The following is a 12,478-nucleotide window of genomic DNA, read 5'->3' on the forward strand; positions in this document are numbered from 1 at the left end:
GCCATGCCAGCCACACCAGCACCGCGCACCTGCGCGAGCGCACCGAGCAGTTCGTCGGCGAGCACAATCAGGTCGCCCGCCCCTTCAAATGGAGTTTCCGGGGCTATCCGCTGCAAGGCGATGCTTCATAATCGAGAGACGCAGATGCCAGCTTTACCCGCCAAACACCACGCCGCTGAACTGCAGCGTCAACTGCGCAGCCTGCTCGGCCATGAGCAGATCGTCACGCAAGCCTACGGGCGCCACTTGCTGATCAAACGTCTGGACGACGATGAGTCAACTGTCGTGGCGCGGCTAACCGAACTCGGCCGCAATCGATATGGCGCCGCCTTTCGCAGCCACAGTGGGCGTTGGGAGCCGCTGCCGGGCATGGGTTCACTCGACGAAATGGCCGATGTGATCGTCACGCTCCTGCAGCCATATTTACAGCCCGATAATTATTAAACTTATTTGAGGGATGTTGTACTAGCTCGCGAACGGCATGACGCTCAATAGCGGACAGATCATCGATGCAACGGCATCGATCGGCAACGGTTTCAACAACTCTCCGTCGTCATCGCGCAGCCAGTTTGGTGCGGGCATCGGCCTGATCCATAACTTTTGATCATTGAGGCCGCGCCTTCGTGAGCCGTTCGACGTGAACGTCGCATCGCGCACAAAGGCGGATCAGTGCTCATCTGCCCGGTTCAAGAAAATCCGGATGTCGACCGTCTTCCAGATGCGTTCCGTGTTGAACGGGTCTTCCTGCACGAGTCGACGCACTGTCTCAATATCGTCAGCTTCATAGAGAAACAGGCTCCCGCCCACCGCCCCGTCTGGCTCGATGAGCGGCCCGGCAATCCGCGCCTTCAACGGCGAAGCCAACAACCGTGCCTTATGCGCCGCAAAGTGGGTTTGGCGACGCTCCGCCATACCCGGATGATCGACGCAGTAAACGACGAAAAACATGTTCTTTCCTTACGGTAGACGGGCCGCTGAGGGAAGCACCGCCGGTCAAAATGACGATATGCATCGCCGTCTGACGCGCAAGCGTCCAGTCAGACTGCGTCGCTCGATACAGCATGTTGAACAATGATTCACGCGCAACACCCCACACTCCCTTCAGCCTGCATGCGGCGTTCTGCTCCTCCGATGTTTGTCGAACGGTGCATCGGGTGAGTATCCAGATTTTCGTTGAATGAACTATACGGCTTGGATCGCAGGAGACCTTGACCAAAAGATGCGCCCGCTTACCGGAGCGTCCGCGTTTCGTCATCTGCGCTCGCCGCGTTTGCAATGCGAGATGTGAAGATGTCCCCGCGCGCCGCCAAGATACAGACCGAAATGCACGTCAGCCACGTACCAGAGGCGTGTCGCACGCAACGCACGACGATGCTCGCACATAACGCAAACAGCACAAACATCGGCAATGCCGCGGCGAGATACGGCTGATGCACTATCCTCGCCGTCTGGTCTCTTTTAGCCCGCCCGATCGGCAGATCGCGACGCGCTCAGCGTCCGTAGCGCAGCAAGAAATCCCTCAGCTTCGGATTGACATCGTAAGCGTGGGTCAGATTCGGCGTATGTCCGGCACCGGCTACGCTGACCATTCCTTTGGAGTTCGGCAGCCCTTCAGCAAGCGCCTCGCCGCAACGCAGCGGGATGGCAGCATCGGCATCACCGTGGAATACGATCGATGCGTGAGTGATCTCGCCGAGCCGCGGCGTAATATCGTCGCGCGACGTCAGCGCATCGACCGGGTATTCGAAATGGTCACGAGGCATTTTCAGCCACTTGTCGATCCATGCCGACGCGTGATAGTCCGCACCGAGCAAGAAGCCGGCAAGATGCGCCGCGACATTAGCCGCGCCGTTACGCGCCCACTCGGTCTTGAGCTCCTCGAACGACGCGGTTACCGATGCGTCGTCGAGATCGCTGCGCGTCGCGATAAGCGCGAGCGCGCGGAACCTGGCGGGCTCGAGCAGCGCGGCGCGCATCGACACGAAGCCACCCTGCGACATCCCGACCAGCGACGCCGACGCAATTTCAAGGTGATCGAGCAGCGCGATCAAGTCGCGGGCCGAGTCCCAGTAGCTGAACGTCCGGTCCATCGGCCCCGTCGAGCCGAAGCCGCGCTGATCCCAAACTATGCAACGGAACGAGTCGTTCAGCGCATCGACGTTCGCGAAAAACATTTCGCCATCCATCAGAAAGCCATGACTGAAAACAATCGCCGGCGCATCCAGCGGACCGGATTCCTCATAGGCGAAACGGATACCCTCGCGTTCAAACCATGCCTTCATCCTCAGCCTCTCTTCAACTCACTTCCATAGGGGCCGCGCCGCGCGGCCTGCTCATACCACACTCTATCGCGCGAACGGTCTGTGCGATGATCGATTGAAACGGCGACTTGCCCGATCGTCCGGATTTTTAGTGCGATGTGCGTTGAGCGTCGTGCAAGCAACGGATGCGATCTTTTCCGGATTGACGGGCTATCGCGCATTTGATTAAGTAGTCACCTTGTGCGGACGTTCAAGCGACGTCTCTTTATCGCGATGGTGAAAGCCGTTTGCAACAGAGCAGAACGAGCGAAATCGGCGACGGCGCTCCAGCCGCGGCGATATCGGAGAAGGTTGACATGGTGCTAGCAGCAATGGAATCAGAAAAGCCGGTCTGGATTCTGCAGGGAGAATTCGGCCGAGCCACGGTGAACTTCATCAGCCGGCCGCTTGTCGCTCACGCGCACTCGCAGTACCAGTTCCTGTTCAAACTCGGCGGCAGCGACTGCGATTTCCGGATGGGTGCCGACGCATGCACGCTGAGCGCCGACGCTGCGATCTGTCTGAACCCATGGGTCGAACACGCGAAGTGTGCGAACAAGGACACACCCTCGCTCATCCTGTCGCTCGTGATCGAAACGCCCTGGCTGCGCAAACGGCTCGGCCTGGCGGACGGCGGCCCGGCCGACATCTTCCCACGCAGGATTGTTGTCGTGACGCCAGAGGTACAGCATCACGTCGACCGTTTGGCGGCCGCAATCACGAATCATCTCGTGGCGCAGGACGCGGGCTGTATGCCGATCCTCGAGGATCTCGTCACTGCACTCGGGCGCGATTTTGCTGATCCGGAGCTGACGGCGCGCATCGCACCTTCGACGCGACCGGTAGATTTCAGGATTCGGAAGGCGCTCGACTTCATCAAGCGCGCGCCGTCCGCGAACATGACGGTCACGCAAGTCGCCGCTGAGGTCGGGCTGTCGCGGTCACGTTTTTTCGAGCAATTCCGCCGCTGCATGGGCATCTCCCCGCAGCACTTTATCGACTGGGTCCGGATGTCGCACGCGATCCGGTTGCTCGCGGAGAGTGACCGGCCGCTCGCCGACATCGCGGACGAACTCGGCTTCGAGGAGCATAGTCACTTCACCCGCTTCTTTGCACAGCATATGGGCGTGCCGCCGAGCGACTTTCGCCGGCATTCGGTCACACTCGATCTCGAGCGATTCGACTGACCGGCGCGGTCGGTCTGCCACAGGCGCGCGGATGCGCGCAGGTGGCGCAGGTCAGGCCAATAGTTCCGACGGATCGGCGATCACCGGATTTCGAAGCACGCCGAGTCCGTCGATCTCGATTTCGACCCAGTCGCCCGGACGCATGTGTACAAGGCCCGGCGTCGGAAACGGCCCGTACTGTCGCGAAAGGTCGTTCCCTTCGACATCATCCGGCGACGGCTTCAGCGCGCCCGGCGTCCCCATCGCGATCAGGTCGCCAGGTCGCAACCGGTAGCCGCGGCTCAGATAGCTGATCGTGCGCGCAACGTCGATCAGCATGTCGTCGAGGGGCGCACGCTGTCGGACGATGCCATTGATTCGCGTGAGCACCGTGTGCTTCGCCGGGTCGCCGAATTCGTCCGACGTCATGAGCCATGGGCCGTAGGACCCCGAGGCTTCGAAACATTTTCCGAGACCGAATTGCCGGTTGTGCACCTGATATTCGCGCACCGAGCCTTCATTCAGGCAGGTATAGCCGGCGACGTATTCGAGCGCGCGCTCGACGGGAACGTAGCGCCCTGACTTGCCGATGACGACGCCAAGCTCGCCCTCGTAATCGAATGCCCGTGCGACTGCTTCCGGCGGCGCGACGATCGGCTCGCCCGCACCGACGTAAGACGCGGCCGTGCGCAGGAACAGATGCGGATAGGCGGGATTCGTTTGCAGGCCTGTCTCGGCGATGTGGCTCTTGAAGTTCAGCGCGAGTGCCCACATCGCGTTTGGTCGGTCGAGGAACGGCTTCAGTGTCACGGACGAGAGCAGTCGATCGCCGGTCTTGCCGGCAGCCGATGCGCGCATCCGTTCCAGGCCATCGTCCATCTCGAGAATCTCGATCAGGCTCGTCGGTAGATCCGGTGCAATGTCCGCGACCGGGACAAAGTGCGTATCGCTGGTGATGACGCCGAGTGCTTGATTGCCCGCTTCCGTGTAAGCAATGATTTTCATGATTTCGCAGGTTTCGAAGAAGACGTGTCGAGAACGATTCAGTGCCCGGCCGGTGCGCCGCCGGCGGCGGAGTCGCGACTGACCGCGCGGCGGCCGATGATCGTCAGCACGCCGAGCGCCGCGATAGCGGCAATCGCCGGCACAGCCGCGACGAGTACGATATTGCGCGGGTCCCAACCCGTTGCGAGAAGCGCCCCGCCGATCGCAGGACCGACGAACGAACCGATCCGCCCGATTGCATGACCCCAGCCGACGCCAGTCGCGCGGATGCCCGGCGGATAAAACGCGACAGCCAGTGCCGTTTGGCCCATGATCCCGTTGACGAGCCCGGCGCCGATCACGCCGATCGACAGCAGCACGGTCGACGGCACCAATGCGGCCTGGCTCAGCGCCGCAATGCCGGCGATCACGCAGACGATCCCCACCGCCAGAGCCGACTTCACGCGCAACCGGCCCGATACCGTCATCGCTGTCACCGCAGCCGTCATCAGCAGATTGCCGCTCAACCCGCCGATACTGAACGCGGCCATGCCGGCCGGTGCCCGATCGAGCGAAAAGCCGAACGAGAGAAGCATGGTCGGAAGCCAGAACAACAGGGCATAGACGTCCATGAAAATCAGGAACGAGAACAGCCACAGCACACTTGTATAGCCCGCTCGACCGTCCGCGAACAGCGCGCGCACCGGACTCGCCACCGGCCGTTGAGGACTCCGCGCATCCGTTACCGCCGATGCGGCCGCAGGCAGGATCCGGAAGAACGCCGGCGCGACGACAAACGGCAATACGCCACCGATCAGGAACACCGACTGCCAGCCGAAACGGTGCATCAGCGGGCCGCCGATCAGGCCTCCGATCACGGCGCCGACCGACATTCCGGTCGTCACCAGCACCGACGCCGCAACCTTGTGCTTCGCGCCGATGATCGCGGCCGACGCAGTGATCGCGATCGGCAGCGCCGCACCCAGCCCGATTGCCGCCAGGACGCGCGTCGCGGACAGTAGCGCCACATTGCTCGCATATATCGTCAGCAGCGTACAGCCGCCGAACAGCGCGACGCTGGCAAGCCCGACGGCGCGATGCCCGAAACGATTGGCAAGCGAGCCCGTGATAATGAAACCGATTGCCGCGCCGACATTCGTCGCGACGAATACCGGTGTAAACGCAGCCGGCGCGAGATGCCAGTCCCGAGCCAGCGTCGGAACGACGAACGAAATCGACGTCGTGTTGAAACCGTCCAGAACGACGACGAGAAAGCAAACAAGTAGCGCAATCGCGCGGTTCATTCCTCCGACATCGGACGTGCCAACGTCGATTGCCGAATTCTTATCATTCAGTTTCACTACGCAACCTCCTGCGGCACGCGCGGTCCGGCTCGCCATGAAGCATGGCACCGCCCCGTTCGGCCGCTCGTTCCGAAGCCGTAAAGAACGTGCGCTTACGCGCGCGTGTAATCCGACAGGCGTCGCAGCATCTCGGCGGAGAAAATGTTCTTCGGCACCATGCAGTGCACACCCTTCGGCGGTTCCGTCTTGTAGACGGTACCGGTCTGGTGCGCATACTGCGTGATCCGAAAGCTCCCGGCGACGCTCAGGATGCCGTAGCAATCGACGGGCGCAATACCGGTTGCCGAGGCCATCCAGCCGATCGTTTGACGAATGCACGCGACGAGCGCGTCGTCGAGGCTATCGGCGAAACCGAAGCCGATCCAGTGCTCCGGGGTTTCGGCCATCGGGCCGTTCAGCGATGATCGCTTGTGGAGCTGGAACTGGATCCTCATCTCCTCGAACGCGGATTCGATCGACGTCTGGTCGATGTTGCCCTCGCCCGAAGCGCCCATGGAGCCGCCCGTCCAAACGCGCGCCCCCGCGACTTGTACGGGAAGAAATACCGACGTTCCGACGCCGAGAACGGCGCAGTCGAGGTTGCCGCCGTAGCTGCCGGCGAAGTTCGCACTGGTCACGTGATCACCGGGCGGCTGGGTGCCCAGATAGGCCTGGAACGGGTTCAGCGGAATCTGCACGCCCGGTACGTACGACGCGTAGGTACGCGCGTCGTCGAACTTCAGGTAGCGAAGGTATGGACCGAAATCGCCCGGCAGTGCACCGACGCCCGGCGGCGCAGAGTTCCAGCCCCAATCGATCGGTCGCATCTTCAACATGCGGCATTCGACAACATCGCCGGGTTCAGCGCCTTCGATCTCGACTGGCCCGATCAACGAGAATGCGCCGTTCGGATATTTCTTGCGGATAGGCTCGCGCTCCTTGAATCCCATCCCGTACTTCGCTTCGTTTCCCCAGTTGGTCCACGTGCCGTCGTACCAGACCGTGTCGCCCGAACGGATCGAAACCGCCGCCTCGGCGTCTGGTGTCATCTGGCCGACCTGCACCGTTTTCCACGACGGCACGAGCTTCACCGTCTTGCCGCCCGGCAACACTCGCATCGTGGCTGCACGCGCCTTCGGGGCTGCCGTTTGCGCACGTGCGACGCCTGCGAAACCTGCCGCGATCGCGCCGAAGCCAAGCTTCAGCATGGTGCGACGGCATTGCGCGGTCCCGTCCATCGTCACCGCGCCGCTCGCCTCCATCGCACCTTCCGAGGTGTCGCCCGAGTGTTCCATTTCCATGTTGTGTCTCATAAGTGTTCCGGACTTTGTTTCAAGGACAATGCGCGTTCAACGCGCGGATTGAGCGCCGAGCCCTGCGATCGCCTTCAGGACCACCTGATCATCGGTCTCGGATGGTGCGCCGGCGGCGCCGATCGCGCCGAGCAGATGGCCGTTCATGAACACGGGAAACGTGCCGCGGCCGGGCAGAAACGGCGCGTAGTAGCCGGCGCCGGACATGTTGCTGTACTCGGACGGATCGTCCCGATAGCGATGTTCGAGCGTGACGCCTGATTGGCCACCGAGCGCGACGGACGCGAACGCTTTACCGCGTGCGAAGTCGATACTCGAAAACGATGCGCCGTCCATTCGTACTGCGGCGAGCAGATGACCGCCGGGATCAACGACAGCGAAGCCCATCGCCAGGTGTCGCGCGTTCGCCTCGGCAACCGCAAGCGATAGCAATGTCTGCGACTGTGCGTAGCTCAAGACATACGTCGGTATCGCCACGTTGCTGCGTGTGTCTTCGGCGAACGAAGCCTGCATGGCGCCAGCGAAACCAACCCAAACGCCCGCCAGCTGCAGCAACCACCGAATCCTTAACCTGAATTTCATGTTCATTTCCCGACTCCACTTCACCCTGTACGCCCGAGTCCCAGCGTACGTCCGGCCAGACCGTATGACTTAACCATCCGGCCCCGCGAATTACCTTCGAGTCCGATATTCGGTTTCACGCAGCGATAGAGGTGATGCTCGAAAAAACCGCGGGAGCCCTTCTCCCGCGGAAAATCACCGCACTGGGGTCGTTATTCCGTCGCGAACACCGCGACACCGGTTCCCGGGAACTGCGCGGGGGAGCCGGCGCCGTACGGAACGAAAACGTGATGCGACGCGCCATCGACCGCAACCGAATGCGAGAACTTGCCGGTCGGCACGATCGCGACGAGGTTACGGGTGCTGGCGTCGATGATGCCGAGGGCCGAGTCGAACTTCGCGTCCTTCGCGCCGACCCGCGATACGTTGTCCGCCGAGTGGTGGCCCCCTGCGAGGAAGTAGCGATTCGAAACCGGGTCGTAGGTAGCCTGGTCGGTGCCCCCGAACGGGATTTGCGCAAGCGGCGTGCCGTTCGTCCTGTCGATGATCAACGTCGTCTGCTTGCCGCCTTCGTCGGGATCGCACGCGATCAGCGCATCGTTGCCAGGCCCAAGTGCGAGCCCGCTCGGGCCTTCGCAGCCCTTCAGCTTCAGCGCGGCCTGAATGACAGGCTTGCCCTCGAGCACCGATTTCACCGGAATCAGATCGACCTCGCCCTTCGGGTTCGCCTTCGTCCCGTCATTGTTCAGCAAGAAGTTGTCGTTCTTCGGGTCGAACTCGCATGCCTCGAGCCCGGTCGAATCCGCGAGCGGCATCTTCGCGATCACCGACTGCGTGTCCGTGCTGATGAAGGTCACGAACGGCGGCTGCTCGGCACCGCTCGAGAACATCGCGACATGATGCTTCGGGTCGAGGCAGCCCTCGTCTGCGCGGATGCCCGACGAGCTGACCTCGATGCGCTTGACGAGCTGCTTCGATGCGACGTCGATCACCTTGACCGCGTTCACGTCGCCCACATAGACCTGCGACGTGCCGGGAATCGGCAGCACACCTGACGGACCGGACTTGTCGTGCGTCGGACCGATACCTGCGAAGTCGGCCTTGATCCGATCGCGCAGCGTCATCGTGGTCGCGTCGAATACGTCCAGTGTCCCGTTCGCGCCGTCAGCGAGGTAATAGTTGCCATCCCCAGTCGCGCTGATATCGAAGCCGAACGGCTTTTCGCTCGTTACCGCAATGGTGGTAATCAGCTTCGGGCCACCACCCGCGGCGTCGGCGCCCCACGCAACGGCAGCGGCCGCCGTCAGGCTCATCATTGCGAATGCACAATAGACTCGTTTCATCGTTGACTCCTCCTGGTACCCATTGATTGACCCGGTAAGAACCGGAACGTGGAACTTTTGCGGCCCGCAGACACCCCGTCGACGGAACAGCGCGAAGTTCGGTCAGAACGTGTGTGCGAGGCCGACCCGGACATCCGCCTGATGGCCGGTCGGCGCCGGTGCAAAGCTTGCGCCGATCACCGCATCCACCCCCGCGGACGCCTTCAGGTAATCCGACGACAGGTAAACCGTCGTCCGCTTCGACAACGAATACAGCGCCGCGGCCGTTACCTGGTTCCACGCGTGCCCTTCAAAGCTCGTGTGCTGATAACCGCCGACGAGCTGGAACGCGGGTGTCACCTGCCACGTTGCACCGCCTTCGTAAACGTTCATGACCGACTTCGCGTCCTGGAACTTCAGGACGGTATTGGTGTAGTCCGCGTACAGCGTGACGTCGCCGATCGCATATGACCCGCCGACGCCAAGCGTGCCGAGCGAGCGGATCTGGAAGGACGGCGCGGTGTCGGTGACGCTGTCGCCCGACCCGGTCGCCACCGGCAGCCCGAAGAACGAATGCACACCGATCTGCGCATACGGATCGATCGTCGGCGTTGCGACGAACGTGTACATGGTTGCGAGCGTCAGCGGCCCGTTCGTGTACTGCAATCCGGCGCTCCAGCCGCTGCCGTCATGGAAGCTGCCGGGCGTGTTGCTGAATCCGTACATCGCGCCGAACTGGAATCCACCCCACGTCGGGCTCATGTACTTGATCGAATTCGTCAGCCGGTCGTTGTTCGTGCGGTCGAAGTCGCCGAGGTGAATCGCATAGCCGCTGCCGGCCGAACTGACGTTGAGCGGCGCCAGAAATTCGGCGGTGAAATCGAACTGTTTGCCCAGCGTGACAGTACCGTAAGGCGTCTGGACGCCGACATAGGCCTGTTGTCCAAACATCGTGCTGGGCTGATTCAGCTGCCCGTTGTTCAGGTTGTACAGCGACGACAGCTTGAACACCGCCCGGTTACCGCCGCCGAGATCTTCCGCGCCCGACATGATCCAGACGTTCGGGAACAGCACACCGCTGTCCATCTTGACGTTGTGATGCCCGCCTTCATTCGTCACATACGTCAAGCCGTTGTCGATCTTGCCGGAGAGCGTGATGCTGCTCTGCGCGAATGCCGATCCGCTCAATGCCATGCCGATCAGCGCTGCGATCGTTGTTTTCTTCATCTCCACCACTGTCTGCCCCTCCAATTCGGTCTTTTGATACCCAACACTTATAAATGGAACGCCTTTTTTAATACGCATAACTAAATACAATGCAATCTGCTTCGTCAGTGACAGGCTACGGGTGCCGATTTGATTTCCCGCTCGAACCAGTCTGCGTGATGCCGGTCACCTGGAATTCATGTTAAGGACACTTCGGTTGGAGACCGTCGCCGAAGAGTCCCGTCGCTTGTCAAATCGTCTCTTTGTTTTCGCCGTGCATGCCCGGCTTCAGAGGTTCAGCCCACCGTGTCGGCATGCCGGCGGCCGAGCGCGTCGGTAAGCACTGCCACCAGAAGAACCAAGCCGACGACAAGCGGCTGCAGGTTCGCATCGAGATTCAGGAGGTTCATCCCGTCGATCACGAGCGCCAGCGTCAAGCAGCCGAGCAGCGTGCCGAGCAAGGTGCCGGTTCCACCGAAAAGCGAAGCACCGCCGATTAGGATCGCCGCGATCGCGGGCAACAGAATCGGGTCTCCCATCGCCGAGTCGGCCGCGTTCACGCGAGCGAGATAGACGACCGCAGCGATCCCCGCCATCAGTCCGCTGATCGTGTAGACCGCGATCCGCCGTCGACGCACCGGAATCCCGGACAGGCGCGCGACCTCCGGATTGGCCCCGATCGCATAGATCTCGCGACCGATGTTGAGGCACGCGGTGATCACCGAACCGACGATCAACACGAGCAGCATCATGTACACGGGGATCGGCACGCCCCACCAAAAGCCGGTGCCGAGGGCGCGAAAGCCGGCCGGGAAGCCAAATATCTCGTTTCCGCCCATGTAGTGAAAAGCGATACCCTGCACGACCCAGAGCATCCCGTAGGTCGCGAGGAACGGCGGCAGCCGCAGAAGCGCGACCGCCAGGCCGTTCAGCAGTCCGATCAACGCCCCGCACGACATCGAGACCGCAATCGCCAGCCACGGCGAAACGCCAGCTTTCATCGCGCCGGCTGCCAGACAAGCGGAAAGGGTAAGATTCGCCGCAATCGACAGATCGAACCCGCCGGACAGGATCACGATCGTGAGACCTGACGCGAGCAGAAACATCAGACTGGCTTGCCGCAGCACGTTCAGCAGGTTGCCGGAGGTTGCGAAGCTATTCGATGCGAACGCGAGCGCGATTGCAATGACACAGACAAACACGGCGCGACCGATCAGCGCGTTCGCATCGTCGGAAAGCCGGCTGCGGCGACCGAGGCCCATGATGCGTATCACCTGGAACGACGATTGATTTCGGGTATTCATGCTTGCGCTCCTTCGACGCGAGATTTCCGGGCACTATCGATGACGACGACCGCGAGAACCAGCAAGCCGATCGTCACGACCTGCAGCGACGATTCGATTCCAACCAGGTTGAGTGCATTGCGGAGCACGCCGATCGTCAGCACGCCGATCGCGGTACCGGGCAACCAACCTTCCCCGCGCTCGAACGACGTGCCGCCGAGAACGACCGCCGCGATCGCATCGAACTCCATGCCGATCGCGGCATTCGGCTCTGCCGCGTTCATGCGTCCGACGAGCAATAGCGCCGCAAGGCCCGCAAACAGACCGCTCATCACGTAGATCGCGACGTGATAGAGACGGGCGCGGACCCCTGCCAACGTGAGCGCGTCACGGTTGCCGCCGATCGCGAAAACATAGGCGCCGAACCGGGTGTGGTACAGAAGCAGATGGGTGACTGCGTATGCCGCGAGCGCACAGGCAATCGGGAATGGAATGCCCATTACCGACGCCCCGTAAAGCGGGCCGACCGCAGGATTCGCCACGACAACCGCGTTGCCGTCGGTCATCACGAGCGCAACGCCGTGCGCGACGCCGAGCGTGCCGAGGGTCACGACGAACGGCGGCAGCCCCAGTCGCGCGACAAGCGTGCCATTCAGGAAGCCGATCGTGACACCGACCGCCGCGGCCGCGCCCAGCGCTGCACCGATGCCGGCGCCCGCGCCGAGCGACTGCGCGAACACGACACCGCAGAGGCTCAGCAATGCGCCGACCGACAGGTCGAGCCCCTCGCTCAGGATCACCAGGGTCATCGGCATCGCGATCATCACGAGGATCGCGATCTGGAGGCCGATGTCGACCAGATTCGCTGGCGATGCGAAACCCTTCACGCCGAAAGCCGCCGCAGCGACCAACGCGACACTTGCCCACACGATCGACGGCAGCGGCCGTTTGCGCCGCCCCGCCGTATTCCTGCCATTGCCTTTCGTTTCAATCGACATCG

At 62.1% G+C, this 12,478-nt stretch carries 13 protein-coding genes and 1 pseudogene; 3 read left to right on the forward strand and 11 right to left on the reverse strand.

The features are described from left to right. Positions 1-144 precede the first annotated feature (144 nt). Both DID96_RS31265 and DID96_RS31270 read left to right on the forward strand, forming a co-directional pair. The gene (locus DID96_RS31265) at positions 145-444 is read left to right on the forward strand and encodes a hypothetical protein (RefSeq protein WP_124602775.1); all 300 of its coding nucleotides are present in this window, start codon (positions 145-147) and stop codon (positions 442-444) included. Positions 445-472: 28 nt separating this feature from the next. Further along, a pseudogene (locus DID96_RS31270) lies at positions 473-604 on the forward strand (porin); the annotation flags it as partial. 62 nt (positions 605-666) lie between these two features. On the opposite strand, the gene DID96_RS31275 reads toward DID96_RS31270, so the two are convergent. The 3 genes from DID96_RS31275 to DID96_RS38505 form a co-directional block, all read right to left on the reverse strand. Continuing rightward, positions 667-948, reverse strand: a complete 282-nt coding sequence (locus DID96_RS31275) for a YciI family protein (RefSeq protein ID WP_124603087.1) — start codon at positions 946-948, stop codon at positions 667-669. 542 nt (positions 949-1,490) lie between these two features. Further along, entirely contained in the window at positions 1,491-2,282 is a 792-nt protein-coding gene (locus tag DID96_RS31280; RefSeq protein WP_124603088.1) for an alpha/beta fold hydrolase, read from the reverse strand. A 356-nt stretch (positions 2,283-2,638) separates the two neighbouring features. Continuing rightward, a complete protein-coding gene (locus DID96_RS38505) occupies positions 2,639-2,842 on the reverse strand; it encodes a hypothetical protein (protein WP_185732426.1) in 204 nt (67 codons plus the stop codon). 45 nt (positions 2,843-2,887) lie between these two features. On the opposite strand from DID96_RS38505, the gene DID96_RS31285 reads away from it, so the two are divergent. Beyond that, positions 2,888-3,487, forward strand: coding sequence for an AraC family transcriptional regulator (locus DID96_RS31285; protein ID WP_185732427.1), 600 nt, complete (start codon positions 2,888-2,890; stop codon positions 3,485-3,487). Positions 3,488-3,538: 51 nt separating this feature from the next. Here DID96_RS31285 and DID96_RS31290 read toward each other — a convergent pair whose 3' ends face one another. The 8 genes from DID96_RS31290 to DID96_RS31325 form a co-directional block, all read right to left on the reverse strand. Continuing rightward, a complete protein-coding gene (locus tag DID96_RS31290; RefSeq protein WP_124603090.1) occupies positions 3,539-4,471 on the reverse strand; it encodes a fumarylacetoacetate hydrolase family protein in 933 nt (310 codons plus the stop codon). Between the two features lie 38 nt (positions 4,472-4,509). Next, positions 4,510-5,850 carry an MFS transporter gene (locus DID96_RS39155; protein ID WP_311767777.1) on the reverse strand — a complete coding sequence of 447 codons (1,341 nt, stop codon included), beginning with the start codon at positions 5,848-5,850 and terminating at the stop codon, positions 4,510-4,512. A 56-nt stretch (positions 5,851-5,906) separates the two neighbouring features. After that, a complete protein-coding gene (locus DID96_RS31300) occupies positions 5,907-7,094 on the reverse strand; it encodes an acetamidase/formamidase family protein (RefSeq protein ID WP_260464066.1) in 1,188 nt (395 codons plus the stop codon). A gap of 48 nt (positions 7,095-7,142) precedes the next feature. After that, positions 7,143-7,694 carry a heme-binding protein gene (locus tag DID96_RS31305; protein ID WP_124603093.1) on the reverse strand — a complete coding sequence of 184 codons (552 nt, stop codon included), beginning with the start codon at positions 7,692-7,694 and terminating at the stop codon, positions 7,143-7,145. A gap of 185 nt (positions 7,695-7,879) precedes the next feature. Continuing rightward, entirely contained in the window at positions 7,880-9,010 is a 1,131-nt protein-coding gene (locus DID96_RS31310) for a YncE family protein (RefSeq protein WP_124603094.1), read from the reverse strand. Positions 9,011-9,112: 102 nt separating this feature from the next. After that, on the reverse strand, positions 9,113-10,216 hold the full coding sequence (locus DID96_RS31315) for a porin (protein WP_124603095.1): 1,104 nt from the start codon (positions 10,214-10,216) through the stop codon (positions 9,113-9,115). A gap of 275 nt (positions 10,217-10,491) precedes the next feature. Then, the gene (locus tag DID96_RS31320) at positions 10,492-11,499 is read right to left on the reverse strand and encodes an ABC transporter permease (protein ID WP_260464068.1); all 1,008 of its coding nucleotides are present in this window, start codon (positions 11,497-11,499) and stop codon (positions 10,492-10,494) included. Next, positions 11,496-12,476, reverse strand: coding sequence for an ABC transporter permease (locus DID96_RS31325; RefSeq protein ID WP_124603096.1), 981 nt, complete (start codon positions 12,474-12,476; stop codon positions 11,496-11,498). The genes DID96_RS31320 and DID96_RS31325 overlap by 4 nt, the downstream gene beginning before the upstream one ends. Positions 12,477-12,478 lie beyond the last annotated feature (2 nt).

Origin of the sequence: Burkholderia sp. Bp8963, from assembly GCF_003854275.1 — a bacterium.
Lineage (GTDB): Bacteria > Pseudomonadota > Gammaproteobacteria > Burkholderiales > Burkholderiaceae > Burkholderia.